The sequence below is a fragment of the Sphingobacterium micropteri genome (assembly GCF_014692515.1).
GTDB lineage: Bacteria > Bacteroidota > Bacteroidia > Sphingobacteriales > Sphingobacteriaceae > Sphingobacterium > Sphingobacterium micropteri.
The window spans coordinates 129251-149913 of record NZ_JACOIK010000013.1; the positions used below are offsets into that span (position 1 = coordinate 129251).

The 20663-nt window shown below is 41.0% G+C and carries 18 protein-coding genes; 9 read left to right on the forward strand and 9 right to left on the reverse strand.

What is annotated here, in order from left to right; translation table 11 throughout:
* Window positions 1–38 precede the first annotated feature (38 nt).
* The 3 genes from H8B06_RS17560 to H8B06_RS17570 are packed head-to-tail and all read right to left on the reverse strand — an operon-like array spanning window position 39 to window position 3005.
* Window positions 39–365, reverse strand: coding sequence for a nucleotide pyrophosphohydrolase (locus tag H8B06_RS17560; RefSeq protein WP_190995507.1), 327 nt, complete (start codon window positions 363–365; stop codon window positions 39–41).
* A 10-nt stretch (window positions 366–375) separates the two neighbouring features.
* Window positions 376–822, reverse strand: a complete 447-nt coding sequence (gene dtd, locus H8B06_RS17565; RefSeq protein ID WP_190995508.1) for a D-aminoacyl-tRNA deacylase — start codon at window positions 820–822, stop codon at window positions 376–378.
* A gap of 17 nt (window positions 823–839) precedes the next feature.
* Window positions 840–3005: a TonB-dependent receptor gene (locus H8B06_RS17570; protein ID WP_190995509.1), complete on the reverse strand. Its 2166-nt coding sequence runs from the start codon at window positions 3003–3005 to the stop codon at window positions 840–842.
* Window positions 3006–3321: 316 nt separating this feature from the next.
* Between H8B06_RS17570 and H8B06_RS17575 the strand changes: the two genes are divergently transcribed.
* The 4 genes from H8B06_RS17575 (at window position 3322) to H8B06_RS17590 (ending at window position 6884) form a co-directional block, all read left to right on the forward strand.
* A complete protein-coding gene (locus H8B06_RS17575) occupies window positions 3322–4443 on the forward strand; it encodes an amidohydrolase family protein (RefSeq protein WP_223857746.1) in 1122 nt (373 codons plus the stop codon).
* 37 nt (window positions 4444–4480) lie between these two features.
* Complete coding sequence (locus tag H8B06_RS17580; protein WP_190995511.1) at window positions 4481–4759, forward strand: acylphosphatase; 279 nt, start codon at window positions 4481–4483, stop codon at window positions 4757–4759.
* 26 nt (window positions 4760–4785) lie between these two features.
* A complete protein-coding gene (locus H8B06_RS17585) occupies window positions 4786–6282 on the forward strand; it encodes an MATE family efflux transporter (protein WP_317170955.1) in 1497 nt (498 codons plus the stop codon).
* Window positions 6283–6344: 62 nt separating this feature from the next.
* Window positions 6345–6884, forward strand: coding sequence for a hypothetical protein (locus H8B06_RS17590; RefSeq protein WP_190995512.1), 540 nt, complete (start codon window positions 6345–6347; stop codon window positions 6882–6884).
* Window positions 6885–6922: 38 nt separating this feature from the next.
* On the opposite strand, the gene dusB is transcribed toward H8B06_RS17590, so the two are convergent.
* Entirely contained in the window at window positions 6923–7921 is a 999-nt protein-coding gene (gene dusB, locus H8B06_RS17595; protein ID WP_190995513.1) for a tRNA dihydrouridine synthase DusB, read from the reverse strand.
* Window positions 7922–8028: 107 nt separating this feature from the next.
* Here dusB and H8B06_RS17600 point away from each other — a divergent pair, with 107 nt between their 5' ends.
* The 3 genes from H8B06_RS17600 (at window position 8029) to H8B06_RS17610 (ending at window position 10762) form a co-directional block, all read left to right on the forward strand.
* Window positions 8029–8958 (forward strand): DUF4271 domain-containing protein, encoded by a 930-nt coding sequence (locus tag H8B06_RS17600; RefSeq protein WP_190995514.1) that lies wholly within the window; start codon window positions 8029–8031, stop codon window positions 8956–8958.
* A gap of 11 nt (window positions 8959–8969) precedes the next feature.
* The gene (locus H8B06_RS17605) at window positions 8970–9737 is read left to right on the forward strand and encodes a uroporphyrinogen-III synthase (protein ID WP_130142976.1); all 768 of its coding nucleotides are present in this window, start codon (window positions 8970–8972) and stop codon (window positions 9735–9737) included.
* Between the two features lie 152 nt (window positions 9738–9889).
* Entirely contained in the window at window positions 9890–10762 is an 873-nt protein-coding gene (locus tag H8B06_RS17610; protein ID WP_190995515.1) for a cupin-like domain-containing protein, read from the forward strand.
* A 12-nt stretch (window positions 10763–10774) separates the two neighbouring features.
* Here the strand turns inward: H8B06_RS17610 and trpC are convergent, their stop codons facing one another.
* The 4 genes from trpC to trmD all read right to left on the reverse strand — a co-directional run bounded on the left by trpC (window position 10775) and on the right by trmD (window position 14592).
* A complete protein-coding gene (gene trpC / locus H8B06_RS17615) occupies window positions 10775–11572 on the reverse strand; it encodes an indole-3-glycerol phosphate synthase TrpC (RefSeq protein ID WP_190995516.1) in 798 nt (265 codons plus the stop codon).
* Between the two features lie 88 nt (window positions 11573–11660).
* Window positions 11661–12233 (reverse strand): anthranilate synthase component II, encoded by a 573-nt coding sequence (locus H8B06_RS17620; protein WP_190995517.1) that lies wholly within the window; start codon window positions 12231–12233, stop codon window positions 11661–11663.
* Window positions 12234–12239: 6 nt separating this feature from the next.
* Window positions 12240–13643, reverse strand: coding sequence for an anthranilate synthase component I family protein (locus tag H8B06_RS17625; RefSeq protein ID WP_190995518.1), 1404 nt, complete (start codon window positions 13641–13643; stop codon window positions 12240–12242).
* Window positions 13644–13914: 271 nt separating this feature from the next.
* Window positions 13915–14592: a tRNA (guanosine(37)-N1)-methyltransferase TrmD gene (gene trmD / locus H8B06_RS17630; protein WP_190995529.1), complete on the reverse strand. Its 678-nt coding sequence runs from the start codon at window positions 14590–14592 to the stop codon at window positions 13915–13917.
* A 641-nt stretch (window positions 14593–15233) separates the two neighbouring features.
* Between trmD and H8B06_RS17635 the strand changes: the two genes are divergently transcribed.
* Together H8B06_RS17635 and H8B06_RS17640 are read left to right on the forward strand one after the other, a co-directional pair.
* Window positions 15234–18413 (forward strand): SusC/RagA family TonB-linked outer membrane protein, encoded by a 3180-nt coding sequence (locus H8B06_RS17635; protein ID WP_190995519.1) that lies wholly within the window; start codon window positions 15234–15236, stop codon window positions 18411–18413.
* Window positions 18414–18417: 4 nt separating this feature from the next.
* Window positions 18418–20001 carry a SusD/RagB family nutrient-binding outer membrane lipoprotein gene (locus H8B06_RS17640; RefSeq protein ID WP_190995520.1) on the forward strand — a complete coding sequence of 528 codons (1584 nt, stop codon included), beginning with the start codon at window positions 18418–18420 and terminating at the stop codon, window positions 19999–20001.
* Window positions 20002–20168: 167 nt separating this feature from the next.
* Here the strand turns inward: H8B06_RS17640 and H8B06_RS17645 are convergent, their stop codons facing one another.
* Window positions 20169–20525, reverse strand: coding sequence for a hypothetical protein (locus H8B06_RS17645; protein WP_190995521.1), 357 nt, complete (start codon window positions 20523–20525; stop codon window positions 20169–20171).
* Window positions 20526–20663 lie beyond the last annotated feature (138 nt).

Genomic DNA, 20663 nt, shown 5'->3' on the forward strand with positions numbered 1-20663 from the left:
CTATGCTTCCGATCACTTGCCCCTATTTGCAGAGAATCCTACCGTAATTTCTCGTTTTGCTGATGTCGGTCAGCATCCCGGATGGATTTCTTTTCCAAGTTTTTGTGTAAGGCATCGGTAAGGTCTATACCCGTTTGATTAGCGAGACAGATAAGAACAAATAATACGTCTGCCATTTCATCTCCTAGATTGACATCCTTATCCGATTTTTTAAACGATTGCTCCCCATATTGCCGGGCCATAATTCGGGCCACTTCACCTACCTCTTCCATCAGCATGGCTGTATTCGTTAATTCGTTGAAATAACGTACACCCGTACTGTTTATCCATTTGTCAACGATTTCTTGTGCTTCTTTTATTGTCATATTTTTCTTTTTACTCATTACTATCCATAACGATCGTTACTGGACCATCGTTGCATAAGTCGATTTTCATGTCCGCTCCAAAAACACCCATTTGTACCTGTTTATCTAATAATGCTGATAGGCGTTTACCCATGTGGAGATACAAAGGTTTTGCTTTGTTCGGCTTTGCTGCACGGATAAAAGAAGGACGATTACCTTTCTTCGTCTGGGCGATCAATGTGAATTGCGATATAAGAAGGATATTGCCGCCGATATCTCGAACAGACTTGTTCATCAAACCAGCATCGTCTGAAAAAATACGAAGACTAGCCAATTTTTGCGCCAACCATTCTAGCTCTTTCTCGGTATCATCTTCTTCTACACCCAATAATACCAATAATCCCTCTTTGATGGCGCCAGTACAGACGCTATCTACGGTACATGAGGCGTGTGTAACCCGTTGTATAACTGCTCGCATCCTGCAAGATAAAAAAATTAAAACCGGATATTTAAACCGAACAAGAAGTTTGTCTCTGCTTGCGGATAATATGCGTTACCGTAGAGGCGCGTTCCATTAGGCGTAATACCACCGTAGGTATAGCCGTGCGACTCATATTTTTCATTGAAAATATTGTTGACGGCTAAATTTGCATCTATATTGTCTATACCTAATAAGGAGAAGTTATAGCGTAGGCGTAGATTATTTACAAAGAAAGGATCCACGCTACGGTCTGCCGACTGGGTGTTGTCTAAGTACTGTCTCGATACGTACTTGCTGGCTATACTGAATTCCAGTGATTGTATGGGTGAATAAGAAAGTTCGTTGGACAGAATAACCGATGGCGAGAACGAGATGGTTGTTGAGCGATAATGTTGTGCTACCTGCGGTTCGCTCAGTTCATTCCAGTCCTCGTCCATAACCGTAAGATATTCCGTGTAGTTCTTGATTTTGTTTTCGCTAAGGCTGGCAGTAGCTTTCCATCTAAACTGTTGAGATATTTGCCAAGCACCATCCAATTCCAATCCAATGCGGTAACTGTCGGGCACATTTTCCCGTATTGATCCACCCACATTGTTGATCTCCCCTGTCCGTATGAGTTGATCTTTATAGAACATGCCATATATGTTGGCTCCGATGTTTAAAGACTCCTTCCTTAATCGATATCCTGCTTCGATATTGTGCATTTTTTCTGGCTTCGGACGTGCATTTGGAGACGACTCGACAAAGTCATCTCGTACAGGTTCCTTATTGCCAAAGGCATACGAAGTATAAATGCTTGTGGTTGGTGAAAGAATATAGGTTGCACCTATTTTTGGGTTGAAGAAATGATGTTTTACATTCACATCTGCCAATTCCAGATTGTGGTTGTAACCCTCGAAAGTGTAATCCACCATTCGATACTGTAAATCTGTATACAGACGCATGGCACCAAAAGTAGCATTCCATTTACCGTACACATTGACATCATTTTTCTCTGCGTCGTTGAAATAATACTTGTCGCCTAATTGACTGCTCGAAGCATACTGCGCCCAAATTACTTCACCATAATGATCCCCTCGGTATTGGTTGGCCCCCCCACCAAAAATCAAATTGTGGTTTTCGTTCACTTTATGATGTATGGAAAATACTGTTCCGTAAAAATAGTTGTCTAACCAACGTCGGCGGACGAGATCCGTTCTGTCGATGGTTGTACCACCAATTTCAATGGGTGCAAAATTATATCCACTAAAAGACTGGTCTTCTTTATATTCTTCATAATATCCCGCACCTCGTGTATAGTGTAGCGCCATGTTGATCGTTGTACGTTCAGATGCAAAATAGTTGTAATGAAGATGGTGATGTGTCTGCGTATAGTTATCGGTTTGGTTTTCATACGTAAATCCATTATAACGACGGTTTTTAGCCAACATTTCTTCTGGAACACCATCCCATGCTTGGTAGGTTTTCTCCTTGCCAGAGAACACAGTAGCTTTTAAATGATGTTTTTTACCATAATATCCTGCGTCAACATAGAAAGATTTTAAATCAGAGGAAGCACGTTCGATATAGCCGTCCGAATTAATTCGTGATAAGCGGGCATTAAAAGCAAATTTATCATGGATTAATCCTGAACCGACTTTAATGGTATTTTTCCATGTATTATAAGAACCTACACTGTTATTGAGCTCGGCGTATGGGTTTTGTTGCAATGCGTCCGATTGGATATTAAGAGAAGCGCCAAAAGCTCCGGCACCGTTGGTCGAGGTGCCTATACCGCGTTGAATCTGGATACTTTCCGTACTTGATGCGAAATCAGGGAGGTTTACAAAAAAAGAACCCATACTCTCAGCATCGTTCAATGGAATACCATTCAAGGTAACATTGATACGCTGATTATCCGATCCGCGGATCGTCATATTGGTGTAACCGATTCCTGCGCCGGCATCCGAACCGATAACGACGGACGGTGTTTGATCGAGTAGATAGGGGATATCCTGTGCCAGATTACCCCGTTTAATATCTTCTTTCAATAGGTTTTTATACGTTGTAGCCGCATTATCCCCCGCTCGGGTTGCCATAACCTGTACTTCGTCGAGCACACGAACGGTGTCCGGCTTTTGTGCATAAGCGATGAATGCTCCTAGAAGCATGACCATGGTCATCAATCCATGTTTTAACATAAATAAATAATTAAACTTCGTTAAACATACTATTACCAGGGGTTAGCAACAGCTTATTATTTAACTAACCTTCCCTACGCCAGCATTATCTGGATCAGGTACGTTTCGCTTTTTTGCGAAACTGGGTATAATCTCAGCCCGTCTTTGTGTTCAAACAAACAAGGCACCCCTTTCGATAGACGCAAAAGTAAAGATTAATTCGGTATTTTCAAATTATGGCGTCATTTTTGCATATATATAAGAATAACAAATTATTTCAATTAGTTAAATGAGGTATATTTCAGCAAGCATTGTGATTCCTGTAAAGGGGAGTTTCATGAGAAAAGGTGTCGTTGCTATTGATGAAACCGGCACGATTAAAGGTGTCTATGAGGAAACTGATCCGGCCGTATCGGATGTGAAAATAGAATTTTATGACGGTGTTTTAATACCCGGTTTTGTGAATGCGCATTGTCACATCGAATTGTCTCACATGTTTGGTAAAACAAAAAAAGGAACCGGACTGCCACGTTTTCTGGCCGATGTTATGAAAAATCGGGACGCAAAAGAAAAAGATATTTTAGCGAAAATTGAAGCGGCTGATGAGATGATGTATAATAACGGTATCCAAGCGGTAGGAGATCATGTCAATACCGAATTATCTGCAAAGACGAAAGCTGATAGCCGGATAAAGTACCATACCTTTGTCGAAGTGATGGCAATGACCAAGGAAGATATACAAGTCTGTGTGGATAAGGCACGTGATATTGAATTTTATTTTGATGCCAATCACGCTTCCATTACCCCGCACGCACCATATTCATGCTCAAAAGAGCTGTTTAAGGCATTTCGCAAGTTGGTGAATGAAGATAATATCTTAAGTGTTCATAACCAAGAAAGCGATGAAGAAAATAAACTTTATCGCTATAAACAAGGAGAATTCCTCGATTTCTATAAAGAAATGGGGCTGAATGCAGATTCGTTTAAAGCACAGGCAAGAAATTCTATTCAGTCCTATCTGGCGCATTTGCCAAAGAACAACCCGCTTATCTTGGTTCATAACACTTATATGTCGTTAAAGGATATTGATTTTATCGAACGTTTAGGCAGGGACGTGTATTTCTGTGTATGCCCAAAAGCAAATCTATACATTGAAGGTAAATTGCCTAAGATCCTCAATTTTGTTCCGAACCACAGCAGAATGGTGGTGGGTACGGATAGTTTGGCGTCGAATGATACGCTGGATATGCTAGAGGAACTGAAGGTGATTTCCGCGCATTTTAGCCAATTGGATTTTTTGCAAATCTTACCGTGGGCGACAATTAATGGCGCGGAGGTACTTGGGCTTGCCGATCAGCTGGGATCTATAGAAGTAGGTAAAACCCCGGGGCTAGTCTTGTTGGAGGGCATGAATAATCTGCGTTTGACGGAGCGGGTTACGTTGAAAAGAATAGCATAGTTTCTTTCCTTTTTCTTCTGTACATTTGCCTATAATAATGAAACATCTGAATATTACGGTTACAGGCAAAGTACAGGGCGTATATTATCGAGCAACATGTAAGGCTGTTGCCGATCAACTTGGGGTAAAAGGATTTGTGATGAATCAACCCGACGGTTCGGTCTATATAGAGGCCGAAGGAGATATTTTTGCATTGGATACGTTGTTGGAATTTTGCCAAGAAGGACCTGACCACGCAGAAGTTGCAGAAGTAAGTTCTAGCGAAAGTCCGCTGCAGGGCTTTAAGAATTTTGAAGTCGTAAAAAAGAAAAGATAGCCGTTGTGTCTTCCGTCAAAAAATTTGTGAGTGATACGGTGATATATGGTTTTACAACCATTGTTCCCCGTATGATCGGTTTCTTGATGACCCCCATATATCTCCGCAAATTTGAAAATGCGGCGGTATATGGGTTATATAACTATCTCTACTCTTGGGTTTCCATGTTGAATGCTATTCTGGCATTCGGAATGGAAACTACGTATTTCCGGTTTTTGCAAAAAGTTGATTCTAAAAATAAAGATCGGGTTTTTAACAATAGCTTTGTTGTTACCTTGATGACCTCCCTGCTGTTGCTGGCATCTGTTTTTATCTTTATAGATCCAATAGCGACTTGGTTTGCGGGTGACGAGAATGTCGACGAATATGCCAAATATATCCAATACTTTGTATTTATTTTGGTAGCTGATGCGTTGGCGGTAGTGCCTTTTGCCAAGCTGCGGGCGCAGGGGCGTCCTATCCGATATAGCTATCTGAAGTTTATCAATATCTTCATCACTGTTCTTTCAAACTTATTTTTTATAGTCTACTTATCTAACTGGACGAAGTCGTCTACCTTCTGGGCTAATTTTGCAGCGGGTTGGTTTCAGGAAGGATGGATAGGCTATGTTTTTATTTCCAATTTGCTAGCCAGTAGCATAACATTACTTTTGTTGGTGCCGGAGATGTTGACATTAAGGCTGCGTATTGACAGGCCGCTCATGAAAAATATGTTAGCTTATAGCTTTCCGATTTTGATTGCCAATATATCATTTATTATCAATGAAAATCTGGACAAAATGTTTTTTCCAAAATTATTACCTGGCGAATACGGAAGAACAGAGCTTGGTATATACGGCGCTGTGAGCAAAATTGCTATTTTTCTAAATTTATTTATCACCGCTTTTCGTCTAGGGGCAGAGCCTTTCTTTTTTTCATACGCTAAAAATGAAAATGCCTCGCGCACATACGCTAAGATTATGGAGTACTTTGTGATGTTGATGGTGTTGGTTATGGTCGGTATCACCGTAAACTTGGGTTGGCTTAAGGATTTTATCAAAGGAAATGAACTCCAACCAGACATCTACTGGACAGGATTAAAAGTCGTGCCATTCATACTTCTAAACTTTGTTTTATTAGGCATCTATATGAACCTATCAGTATGGTATAAATTGACCGACCAGACACGGTTTGCCTTGTATATATCCTTGACTGGTGCGTTGGTGACGATCGCCTTGAATTTTCTGCTGATTCCCATTTATTCGTATCCAGGCGCAGTTGCTACAACCACCGCGGCCTATTTGGTGATGATCGGATTGTCTCTTTTCTGGGGGCAGAAATATTATCCGATACCCTACCATTTCCTTAAAATAATTCTTTATCTTGTGAGTGGTTTGACACTTTCGCTTCTGAGCTTCTTTATCTTTGATAGTAACTTTTGGATAGGTAATGGCTTACTATTGTTGTTCTGTATAACAATCATTTTTTTGGAACGGAAGAATATAGTGCAATTGCTGCCAAAAAGTAAAAACAGTTTGAAATAATGTAGCATTTAGCACGCGTGTATCGTTTACCTAATTTTAGTTATTAACATTAATATTCTTTTATGAAATCAACTTTACTTTTATTTAGCCTGCTGGCCTTTGTATTCGTTAGTCATGCCCAGGAATCGAGACGAGAGCGAGCAGTTGCACGTCCTAACCACATTATGCTAGACCCAATTTCTTTAATTGCAGGGCCGGTGCTTAATTTCTCCTATGAGCGTGCTATCAACGAGGACGTAGGGCTGGGGCTACATAGTCTTTTAGGATTAGGGGCAATGGATGAAATGATACAATTCTCCCCTTTCGGACGACTGTATGTCGGCGGCTCGCATGGGGCAGGTTTTTTTATGGAAGCTTTTGTACCGATTACCAATATGGAGGAAACGTTTCAGAAATATAGTGATGCCCACGCCAACTATACAGAGGTTACGGAACGACGGACATCAGCAGGACTGGGAGTAGGTTTAGGAGGCAAGTGGCTTTTTAAAAGAAACCTAATGTTGGAAGTCGGTGGTGGTATTGCTCGCAAGTTTATCAATACGACAGACAACACCGAATCTATTACCGGTAAATGGATGATCGGGTTCGGGTATGCATTTTAACTGTAGAGATTAAGTGCCTACCGTGGGCACTTAGATCTTTACGATACCATATCTTCTGCAAATCTCTCCTTTATTTCTTCTAATACTTCCAGAATTTCATTGTGGTCTCCCAATCCCACTAATTTTGTGCGGTATTCCTTAAAATTCGGTATACCTTTAAAATAATTAGCGTAATGGCGGCGCATTTCGAAAATACCGGTTTTATCCCCTTTCCACTCAATGGATTTGATCAAATGGATTTTGCAGACTTCGACGCGCTCGTCGATGGTAGGACCTTCCAGTTGTTCGCCGGTTTCAAAAAAATGTTTGATTTCCCGAAATATCCAGGGGTATCCAATGGATGCACGTCCAATCATGATGCCATCCACTTCATATTCCATGCGCCATGCGGAGGCTTTTTCTACCGAGTCTACATCGCCGTTTCCAAAAATAGGAATCTGGATGCGGGGATTACGTTTTATATCCCGTATCATACGCCAGTCGGCCTGCCCTTTATACATCTGGGCCCTTGTGCGGCCATGGATGGCTAAGGCCTTGATACCGACATCTTGAAGACGCTCCGCTACTTCATACACATTTTTGGTATTATCGTCCCAGCCAAGACGGGTTTTTACGGTCACAGGAAGAGGGGTGGCATCCACAACAGCCTTGGTCATCGCCACCATTTTGTCTATATCTTGCAAAAGACTGGCGCCCGCACCACGGCAAGCGACGTTTTTTACCGGGCATCCGTAATTGATATCAATTAAATCCGGTTGCGCTAAGGTACAGATCTCGGCAGATTGGCGCATACTTTCGATGTCCGAACCGAATATCTGTATACCGATCGGCCGTTCATATTCAAAGATGTCAAGCTTTTGTCTGGATTTGGCGGCATCGCGAATCAAGCCCTCCGAAGAGATGAATTCCGTATACATCATATCCACCCCGTTTTGTTTGCACACATAACGGAACGGCGGATCACTGACATCCTCCATCGGAGCCAGTAATAGCGGGAATTTACCTAAATCAATATGCTCACCAATCTTAACAGCCATCTTGTTAACTTTTTGCAAAGTTACGGAAAAATTCTTCTACCCCATTTTCTTGATGTAAAAGAGGCAATATTATGTTAACTTTACCTCCCAAAATAAGAATTTTTCGGATGCATCTATTGAAGCGTATCTTTTTGAGTAGCATACTGTGTTTAATAACCAGCATAGTGTGGGGGCAAGAGGAAACGACCCGTTTGCCTATAGCAATCGACGGCGTGGAAGTGTCGCATGTTGATACATTTAATTATGTTGTGCCGTCAGAAGATCGTCCAAACAAGCTTCTAGAGCAATTTTTGTTCGATATTGCGCAGCGCAGTATAAATCCGATAGCCTATTTGGAGTATATGGGATCCAGAAAGGAATCCGTCCATGAACTGCCGCATAAGCAAGGGGAAACAAAAGCAGAACGCCCCGTATGGGTGCTGCTGGTTGTTTTTCTATTGTTCCTCGCTGTAGCACTTGTACGCTTAGCCTTTCCGGGTGATTTTAGTATGATCGTACAAGCCTATTACGACGAGCGGACCCTACAACAAGTGAGCAAAGAAGACAATATGTTAACATCCTGGCCGTATGTATTTCTGTATCTTATTTTTAGTCTGGCGCTGGGGCTTTTTATTGTGCTCATGGAATCTTCTTTTGAGCGTTTGGATGTATTAAGTTGGGAAAATTACGTGCGAACGGCCTTCCTTGTTGCACTATTGTTTATTTTCAAAATACTCTTAATCAGGTTTATTTCGTTTGTATTTGAAATCGACCGTCTAGTAAGAGAATACGTAACGGTACTCTACTTGGTCTACTTTAACAGCATGCTTTTTTTGATGCCTTTTCTGTTGACGGCCACACTTGTTCCCACTACGTATTTTAAGATTCTGTTAATTTTGTTCAGTGTATCTGTATCTATCTTGTTTATATATAGGTTTTTAAGGACAGCATTCCGTTTGTTCGGAAATCTAAAGTTTTCAATTTTTTATTTAATTCTGTATCTTTGCGCACTTGAAGTAGCGCCGATTCTGATATTGGTTAGAACATTGAGCAATTAAAAAAATTGAATATGCAAGTAGATGAAGCAAGAGCCAAGAAGGTAAAAAGTATTTTAGTTACCTTGCCTAAACCTGAAAATGATAAGTCTCCGTATTTTGCGTTAGCAGAAAAATATAACTTAAAATTGGACTTTAGAGGGTTCATTCATGTAGAGGGTGTTCCGGCGAAGGATGTGCGTAAGGATAAGATTAATTTTGCAGATTTTACAGCGGTTATCTTTACCAGTAAAAATGCAGTGGACCACTTCTTCCGTGTATGTGAGGAAATGCGTTATGACGTACCGGCAGACATGAAATATTTTTGTATCTCGGAGGCTATCGCGCTTTATTTGCAAAAGTATATCCAATATCGTAAACGTAAAATTTTCTTTGGTAAGCAAACAGCGAAAGATCTAGAAGAAGTGCTTACAAAACATAGTAAAGAAAAATTCCTATTCCCGTGCTCGGATGTTGCTAATGAAGAAACACAAAAATGGTTGCAGGATAACGGATACGACTTTACGCCAGCTGTACTGTTCCGTACGGTGATTAGCGATATCAAGGATCTGGAAAATGTATTTTATGATGTCATCGTTTTCTTTAGTCCGTCTAGTGTGCAGTCATTGTTCGAGAATTTCCCGGATTTTAAGCAAAAAGATACTCGAATTGCGGCATTTGGCGCGACGACGCAGCAAGAGCTACTCAACCATAATTTAATTTTGGATATACCAGCTCCTACACCAGAAGCACCAAGCATGACCATGGCGGTTGAACAATACATCAAGCAGGCGAATAAATAGCGAGAATAATGACGCTTATCATTTCTTATTTAGAATATTTCTATTTAATTTGTGCTTACATAAAGATGAGGTGAAATTAAAATTAGCGTATCATCATTTAAGAGGAATATTTTTTTAAGTTTGTAAATAGTAGTTGTTAAGCGTAAGAACTTGTGAAACTAAAACCAGTAAATAGTATATCAGGGATTGCTCCAAAGGATTTTGTTCGGGATTATCTCAACAAAGGACAGCCGGTAATCATTAAAGATTTTATCAGCAAAGATAGTCCTTGCTGGCAAAAATGGAGTTACGACTATTTCAAGGAAATAGCGGGTAATGAACAAGTAGATATATACGGACGTGAAGAAGAATCGCAGAACCATGCTGCCAGCCCTCCGGTAGGAAGGATGAGCTTCGGTGAATATTTGGATAAAATAAGTGCCGAACCAACGGAGCTTCGTTTGTTTCTTTTCAATTTAATGAAGATTCGCCCGGAGTTGAAAAAAGACGTCATTTACAATGATGTTACGGGAGGCAAAGTTCTGCAATGGTTGCCTTATATGTTTTTCGGTGGAGAAGGTTCGGCAACCCGTAACCATTTCGATATTGATATGTCCCATGTCTTTATTTCGCAATTTCAGGGGGCTAAGCGGATTTGGCTTTTCCCCAATAATCAATCCGATTTGATGTATAAGCTGCCGTATAACTTCCACAGCATTGCTAATTTAAAAACGAGCAGTCAGGAAGAGTATCCCGCCTTAAAATTGTTGGAAGGCTACGAGGCCGTTATCCGGGCGGGGGATACGTTGTATATGCCAGCGGGGTGGTGGCATTATATACAATATGAAACGGAAGGATATTCCATTTCTGTGCGTGCATTAGCGAATTCCCTTACCGAAAAAATAAAAGGAGCCAGAAACCTATTTGTCACACGTCATTTTGATGACACGATGCGTAAGATATTTAAGGATAAATGGCTGTCCTACAAAATAAAGGTTGCACAGAAACGTGCCAATCGTGGCATACGGAAACGAGAAAAGAAATAAAAAGAGGGGCGTTTAATATGCCCCTCTTTTCATTTCTTTTACAAAATCCTTTATCGCTTTGCTTGGGTCTTCGGTCTTCATAAAATTTTCGCCGATCAGAAATCCCTGAAAACCTGTTTTTCGTAATGTATTGATGGTACTGGGGTCGGATATACCACTTTCCGATACCTTGATGAACGTGTCGGGAATTTTATCGACCAAACCATAGGAGTGATTTAAATCTACCACAAAATCCTTTAGATTACGATTGTTTACGCCGATAGCATCTATGCTATCAAAAAGGCTACGTTGAAGTTCTTCTTCGTTATGTACCTCCAAAAGCACATTCAACCCTAGCGATTTCGCATAATCCGCAAGTGTTTCAGTTTCCTTACTATTGAGGCAAGCCGCAATCAATAGGATAATATCAGCACCATAGGCCTTCGCCTCGGCTATTTGGTACTTGTCGACAATAAACTCTTTACGTAGCAACGGAATGGTCAATACCTCCCGTGCCGCACGGATATCCACAAGGGAACCTTGGAAAAAATCCGAGTCTGTCAGTACCGATACCGCCGACGCGCCGGCATCTTGGTAACCTCGAACAACCTCCGCTACACCCGATGTACCGTTGATGAGTCCTTTCGAAGGAGAGGCCCGTTTAAATTCCGCGATAATGCCCGTCCGTTCCGGGTGCAGTATGGAGTCTCTCAGCGAATAACATGTTCTGCTGAAAAGTGGATACTGCTCCAGTTCTTCCAATGAAACTTGCTTTTTAGCTTCGGCTACTTCTATTTTTTTCCGTTCTATTATTTTATCTAGTATCGTCATTTGTTTTTTAAAGTTTAAAAGTTAGAGCGTTAAGGAGTTAGAAAGTTAAGATGGGCTCACTTCCTAACTTTATCACTATCTAACCTATTTATAACAACCAATTCGCTATTAGCTTTTTCCCATTTGTTGTCAATACAGATTCCGGATGAAACTGCATACTGCGCACATCATATTCCCTATGCCGTAACGCCATGATAACGCCGTCTGGATCCCGCGCCGTTACCTGTAGGCAGTCCGGTATATTTTCTTTGGATACCGCCCATGAATGGTATCGTCCGATTTTAGAATCCTTAGGGAAACCCTGAAAGAGTTTCTCTGTTTCGTCGGTAATGACGATATCTGTAGCTACACCATGCAAGGGCTTCGGCATGTTATATAGTGAGCCCCCAAATACCTCGGCAATAGCCTGCTGCCCCAAGCAGATGCCTAAGATGCGTTTAGACGGAGCATATCGACGGATCACATCCATTAAAAGTCCTGCTTCTTGTGGTATTCCCGGTCCGGGAGACAGTAATATGCTGTGGAATGGTTCTACGTCGTCAAGTTCGAACTTGTCATTTCTCCACACCGTGTAATCTTGTCCTAATTCCTGTAATAAGTGGACAAGGTTGTAGGTGAATGAATCGTAATTGTCGATTACTAATATTTTATTGTTACTCATTTCGTATTATAGCGTTTCTGCAATTTCTAAAGCGCGGCGTAAAGCCGCAATTTTGTTATTAACTTCCTGTAGCTCTTTTTCAGGATCAGAGTCCAGCACGATCCCTGCCCCTGCTTGGTAGTGCAGTACATTCTGTTTGCTCAGGAAGGAGCGGATCATAATAGCATGATTGAAATCACCATTAAACCCCATATAGCCAATAGCACCAGAATAGAAAGATCGTGGCAAACCTTCGTAGCGGTCTATCAGTGTGAGTGCTTTATGTTTGGGGGCACCCGATAATGTTCCCGCGGGGAAGGTATCGCCTACGACATCAAAAGGGTTAGAGGCGGGGTTTAGTTTACCCGAAACTTTGGATACCAAATGGATAATATGCGAATAATATTGTGCCTCTTTATATGATTTCACCTTTACGTGGGTACAGTGGCGGCTCAAATCATTGCGTGCCAAATCAACTAGCATCACATGTTCTGCAGATTCCTTCGGGTCATTTTTCAATTCTTCTGCAATCATTTCATCCTTTTCCATGTCGCCCGTACGTTTGAACGTTCCGGCAATGGGATATATCGTGGCTTCTCCTTTTTTGATGGTCAGCTGCGCCTCTGGTGACGAACCAAATAACTTGAAGTCGCCATAATCAAAATAGAAAAGATAAGGTGAGGGGTTGACCGACCGCAGTGCGCGGTATACGTTAAACTCATCCCCCGCAAACGGCGTGGAAAATGCGCGCGATGGTACAATTTGGAAAACATCTCCGCGCTGTATATGTTGTTTCATCTTTTCGACCAAGCTTCTGAAGTCTTCGTCTGTCATATTGGAAGCCTCGTCACCCCGACGTTTAAAATGATATTCCGGAAAATTTTTATTCTGTATTAAATATTCCAGTCTATCTAAATCAGAAGATTCGTCGGTTAATAGATTTTCGAAAATATAGAGCTGGTTTCTGAAATGGTCGATAGCGATGACATAGCGATATACATGGTATTGCATATAAGGGATTTCGCGCGCTGAATGTGTGCCTGCGGTTAGCGTAATATCTTCAAAGTGCTCGACGGCATCGAAGGTAAAATAACCGAATAACCCGGAGGAAATAACGTTTACGCCTTCAATGTCTGATTGAGAGAATTGTTTGCGGAAAGCTGACACCTCTTCCCGAAGATTAATTTCATTGGCGCTCTTATAAACGGGTTTTGCACCCGGTTCTATAAGGCGAAGATGTTCCTTGTCGAGGGTGATGCCCGCAATTGGCTCACAGCAAATATAGCTGATGTTGTTGTCGCGACTGTGGTATTCCGAGCTCTCCAACAGCAAACTGTTTGGGAAAGTGTCCCGCAGGCGGAGATAGATGCTTACGGGCGTCGTTGTGTCGGCCAGTATCTTTCGGTAATTCGTTTTCAGTTTATATTTCATTATTTCCCTGATTTTATCTTTTTTACTTCTTTTCAAGCGTCGTAATTTAACTAAAAAAGCCCGGCGTTTAATCGCCGGGCTTACTTTCAAAATGGTTTTGGTTGATTATGAATATCTAGTTACATACCAAACGCATTCCCGACGCTACTTGCTTCGAGCCACCACCAGTTTGTATGTAATTGTTTCATGATCATTTGTGTAGCGCAAATTTATGAATATTTTTTATTTGGCAAACTTTTTTTGATAAAAAAATAAAAAACATCGATTAATCTTAGTCATTTAGCAAATCTGGGCGACGTTCTTCAGTACGTTTCAGCTGTTGCTCATAACGCCAGGTGGTAATTTTGGCTTCGTGGCCGCTGAGTAGTATCTCAGGAACATGATGCCCCCGCCATTCTGCCGGCCGTGTATATATAGGCGCATCCAGCAATCCGTCTTGAAAAGAATCTGATAAGGCAGAAGTCTCGTCGGACAGTACACCGGGTATCACACGAGCCACGGCATCTACCAATATCGCGGCGGGTAGTTCACCGCCAGATAATACATAATCCCCAATGGAAATTTCTTTAGTCACAAATACATCGCGGATACGTTGATCAATTCCCTTGTAATGTCCACATAATATAATGACGTTCTCTACGGAAGACAGTGTATTGGCGATTTCTTGGTTGAGGGTTTGACCATCCGGTGTCATATAAATTACCTCGTCATAGGATCGTTCCGCCTGTAATTTTTCGATGCAGGCCGCAAAGGGTTCTATTTGCATGACCATACCCGAACCACCACCATAAGGGTAGTCGTCAACAGACTTGTGTTTGTTTGTTGCATAATCCCGCAGATTGTGTACGTGGATTTCTACCAGACCCTTGTGCTGGGCACGTTGTAGGATAGAATGTGCAAAAGGACTCTCCAGTAAGCCCGGCAATACGGTAATGATATCAAAACGCATATGCAAAGATAACTTTAAAAAAAACATGTCATGTCGCTTTTTTTCTACAAAGCAAACATTTCTATATACTGTTTGGAGAGATTATATCCAGTTTCGGTCTTCGGTATGCTGTTTTTATATTCTTATTTTTATTGTTTTATTAGAATATAATTTTGTTATAGTTTGTTTATATTGTTCAATTGTTTTGTGGTGTTTTGTTTGTGATTTTGCATTCTTTCCGTTAGTTTATTGATGCGGTGTCAGTGATTGTGTAAGTTTTTTTGAAAAGTTGCAAGAACAAAGTTATTTTTTTATGTTTGCATAGTTTAACAATTTTTAACAGTATAGAGAGCGCTGTTGACGCTTTTTCCGATAGCGTGAGAGATAGAAAAAATGATTAACTAAACAAACAACAACACAAATGAAACGGAATTTATTAACTAATCCATTGCATTTTCTTTGTTAGAACAGTAAAGTTTTACATACGACTGTACATGATGTAGACTTTCAAGTTGCTTGGACTTCGGTTCGTATTAATTTGATTCCTATTTAATGTAACAGTTTTGTGATGACAAGTGGTGTTAAAACAAAAGGGTACAGGCGTTAGTTAATTTCCGTAACAACACAAACAATCAACAAATTAATAACTAAACAACACAAACATGAAACAAAAATTACTCAGTTTAATTTTTGTGCTGACCTGCCTAGTAGGGGTGTCGGTCGCACAAAATCGACAAGTGAGTGGTCGCGTGACATCGGCCGGCGATGGAACTCCGATTGCAGGGGTATCTGTAGCTGTTGTCGGAACGTCAAACGCTACTCAAACAGACGGCTCCGGGAATTATTCCATTCAGGTGTCCGGGAACGATGCCACTTTAGCTTTTTCATACATTGGGTACGATAGCCAACGCGTGGCGGTAGGTAGTCGTGCTGTAGTGAATGTACAACTTGCAGGCGGAGGAGAGGCGTTAGAAGAAGTGGTGGTAACCGCGATGGGTATCACAAGAGAGAAACGTGCATTGGCGACTGCAACGCAAGAGGTAAAAGGAGAAGCCTTGACTCAAGCGGCAAACAGCAATTTAGCAACGGCTATTCAAGGTAAAGTTTCCGGTGTGGAAGTGACCCCGTCATCAGGTATGCCGGGTGCTTCTGCCAAGATTACCATTCGTGGTGCCAGATCGTTTACGGGAGATAATACGCCTTTATACGTAATCGACGGTATGCCTATCACCTCTACTCCAGATGTATCTACTGGAAACTCCGTGACTGGTTCGGATTATTCAGCGAGAGGACTAGATATCGATCCGAATGACATTGAAAGCATCAATATTCTAAAAGGTCAGGCAGCATCTGCTTTATATGGTATGCGTGCTTCCAATGGTGCGATTATCATCACTACTAAAAGCGGAAAGAATGCAGAAAAGGGCCGTGCGCAGATTACGTATAATTCTAATGTATCTTTTGATAACATAGCTGCATTGCCTGATTTCCAAAAGACGTATGCGCAAGGTACTGGAGGAGCGTTTTCCCCCGGACAGTCAACATCTTGGGGAAGTCGTATTGATGATTTGGCGAACGACCCAACTTATGGAGGTAATACGGTGAACGACTATACCGATGAATATGGTATGCAGTCTGGCAAATATTACGTACCCCAACGTGCTGCTGCAGGGTTAGATCCTTGGGCTACACCACAGGCTTACGATAACGCAAAGAATTTTTTTGATGTTGGGAATACATATAATAACTCGTTAAATGTAATGCAAGGTTTCGATAAAGGTCACTACTCAATGACTTTAGCGGCCACAAATGCAAATGGTATTGTTCCTTCTACTGGAATGGATCGTTATAATGCGAAGTTAGCAACACAACTTAATCTTTCCGATAAATGGACAACAGGTTTCACTGGTAATTACGTAAATTCCAAAGTTTCTAAATCTACCGGGGCGAATGATGGTGTGGTTGCGACAGTGTATCCTGCGCCTCCTTCTTATGACTTGAAAGGCATTCCAAGCCATATTGATGGAAACCCTTATGTACAAAACAATTATAGAGGTGGTCCATTCGATCAACCTTATTGGGCAACTCAAAATAATAGCTTTACGGAAGAAAATCAGCGTTTTTTCGGAAACGGCTTTGCACAATTTGCAACGCAGTTGAAAGATAATCAAAAATTAACGTTACGATATCAATTGGGAGTAGATTCATATACAGCTAATTACACCGATCTTTGGGGGTATGGACAAGCAGGAATACCCAATGGTCAAGTGGAAAACTATCATTATTCTGTTACAGAACTGAACTCTTTGGCGACTGCTTCTTATAATTGGGAAATTAACGAAGATTTGGTATTCGATGCCATGATCGGTAACGAAATTGTCGATAGGCATCGTAGATATGACTACGGATTTGGAGCCGGTTTTAACTTTTCAGGTTGGAACCATATGAACAACGCGACCACCTATACGGCGGAACAAGACTTGAGACATACACGTACTTTCGGTGTGTTTGGAAACTTGAACTTGGCATATAAAAACATGTTATTCCTAAATGCAACGGGACGTAATGATGTTGTTTCGAATATGCCTCGCGATAATCGTTCGTTCTTCTACCCATCGGTATCCGCTTCGTTCGTCTTTACCGAGCTAGAAGGCTTGCAAAGTGAGGTGCTGAATTTTGGTAAATTGAGAGCATCGTATGCTGAAGTAGGACAAGCAGGTAACTATTATGAATCTTATTATTCTACACCTACATACGGAGGAGGCTTCTCAGGGGGGACACCAATAATCTATCCGCTCGGATCTCTTGTTGCATTTACACCTTATCCGATTTTGTATGACCCGGAATTAAAACCTCAAAATACGAGAGCTTATGAAATTGGTACGGATCTTACATTTTTGAATGGTCTTTTCGATTTGAGTTATACCTTCTCACGTCAAGATGTGAAAGATCAGATTTTCCAAATACCTTTAGGTGGATCAAGTGGTTTTGATGCTATAGTAACAAATGGAGGTAAGGTACATACTAATGCGCACGAGGTTACGCTGAATGTAGCTCCTTTCCGTGAAGGGGATTTTCGTTGGGATTTTGCTTTCAATTTTACAAAAATTGATAACTACGTAGACGAATTAGCAGACGGTGTGCAAAATATTTTCTTAGGTGGATTTGTTGAGCCACAGGTACGTGCTGGTATAGGTGAGAAATTCCCTGTGATATATGGTAACTCTTACCTAAGAAATGATGCTGGACAAATTGTAGTGGATGCAAATGGATTGCCACAAGTAGGTCCACAGGAGGTTATCGGACGAGTGGCACCTGATTTCCTTTTAGGCTTCAATACACGATTAGAATATAAGAAAATTAGATTAGGAGCGGTATTAGATTGGAAACAAGGTGGACAGATGTTACATGCGACTTCAGCCATTTTGGATTTCTATGGGGTGACGCAAAAATCAGCAGACTATAGAAGTGGTGATGCGTTCCTATTTGAAGAGGCAGCTGTGAAAGAGGTTTCAGAGGGAGTTTATGCAGAAAACGATATTTTGATTCAACCAGAGAATGCGTTTGCCTATTTTAATAGATTGAACAACATTTCTGAAAGTTCGGTTACTGGTACTTCGTTTGTGAAATTAAGAGAGGTTTCGTTAGGCTATCCAGTATATTCTAATACAAGATTTACTGTGGACGTTAACGCGTTCGCACGTAACCTTATCTTGTGGTCAGAATTGAAAGGTTTTGATCCGGAAGCTTCACAAGGTAACACGAATATGTCCGGAGCTTTTGAACGCTTCTCTTTACCGGGAGCAACAAGCTATGGTTTAGGGGTAAACATTAAATTTTAAGATAATGAAATTCAAAAATAATATATACAAACTTTTAGCATTAGGTTTGCTTGTTACGCCCATTGCATTTACTTCCTGTTCAGAGGATAGGATGGATGAGATCAACTTTAACCCTAATAATCCACTTGATGTAGAGGCTAAATTTATTTTAGCCGATGTAATCACATCTACTGCAGTACGAAGTGTCGGGGGGGATTTAAACAGTTATCTTTCTTCTTATGTGGAGCATGAGGTAGGAGTGTATAATCAACTGTGGAATGCGGAACATCGTGATGGTGAACCACAAACGGCTACTACTTTTAATAACAGCTGGAACAGTATCTATGAAACCGCAAAAAATGCGCGTATAGTTGTAGAGAAATGTTCAGAAGGCGGTTCACAAGAAGGAAATTTCGCGACATTGGGTGTAGGTCAGATTTTATTAGCATATAACCTGGCAATTTTGACCGATATGTACGGAGATATCCCGTACTCAGAAGCCTTCAATCCCTTTGAAAACAAGACACCGAAACTTGATAAGCAAGAAGCTTTATATTCCGAGATTATGACGTTGTTAGATGCAGCGATTGATAATATACCAAAAGGGGACACTCATGGATCAGGAGTATACAACAGTCACGATTTACTTTTCCGCGGAGATAATGGAAAATGGATAAAGTTTGCCCATGGTCTTAAAGCTCGGTACACAATGCGTTTATTGAACGTGACATCCAATGAAACACAAGCTTTAGAAGATGTTATCGAATTCGTAGAAAATTCGTTTTCCAGTGCAACAGAGGAAGCGGCATTTAACGTGTATGATGCGCAAAACTTGAATCCCTTATTTGATTTCCAATGGTCTGTCGATCTTTTAGGTGCTAGTAAAAGCATAGCTGATAAATTCATCGAACGGAATGATCCTCGTAGGAACAGAAATTTTACAAACGCAGATTGGGTACAAGTGGATAATATGGAGACAGGAAGCAATTCGTATGGTTTGCTTGCCCCCAATGGAGAGAGCGAACAAAAGCAATATAGCTATCTGACATCTACTTTTGTTTTTTCACAAACAGCTTCGACTCTGTTGTTGAGTTATCATGAACTACAGTTCTTGAAAGCAGAAGCGATGGCACGTTTAAATAGATCGACAGCAGATATAGAGCCAGTGTTAAAAACAGCTATTGAGGCAGCCATCAACAATTCTGAAAAATCTGTCGAAACGGCATTTGTCGCGCCTGCACTTGTCCAATATGGAGGTCTTACAAAGAAGTCGCCAGCGATTACTGTAACTGACATTGATTCATATTTTGAAGATGAAGTGAAACCTTTGTTCCAGGCCAATCCTCTAAAAGAGATCGCGGTACAGAAGTATTTAGCATTCTTTGGGGCCTCAGGTGAGTCTACGGAAACGTATAATGATATCCGTCGATGGAAAGCGCTGGGAGAAGACTTGATCGAATTGAAAAATCCAAATAATGCAAGTAAATTCCCTTTGCGTTTACCTTATGGCGCTTCGGAAACAACTACGAACCCCAATGTAGAGGCCGCATATGGAAATGGTACGTATGTGTATTCTGAAAATGTTTGGTGGGCAGGCGGAACCCGCTAATTAAAATTACTTATTAACAGATTTACCATCTGTATTTATAAAAGAAATCCCAGGCATATGCCTGGGATTTCTCGTTTTATTATGGCTTATATCTATTGATGTACTATTTCGATTAACGGCTTTCCATCTATACAGGAGACAGTGTTTGTTGTGGTTTCACATATTATTTAAATACACTCAAGCTGATGTTTCCTGTTCATGATGCGATTGTAAATTTCTATTTTTTCATTTATCTCGATTGAATCGATTGTTTTATGTTTAGCGATAGGTTCATAGCAACATTCTGAACGTAGTAACAAGCCAACACTCCATTCTTCAGAATCGGTACAGGATACATCGTTATAGAAATTTTTAATTTCCTCATAACGAATAGATAATTCTTCGTTGACTTCCTCTAAAGACAAATCTTGCACGAAAATGAGTTTTGCCTTACCATCCTGACAAGCTTTGCGTAAAGGTGGGTTAGGACTCGGCATGTCATATATCATATTGCCTTCCCCGTTTAGCGGCTTCCCATGCTTCATTTTGAATATGGTGGATATTACGGTTCGATTAGTGCCATTGATTTCGGTCGGATGATGCCAGCGATTACGGTTCAAAAGATGCCATTCTATTTAGATATTGCTGATTCCCGTTACGGTTCGAATGGTGCCAATATCGAA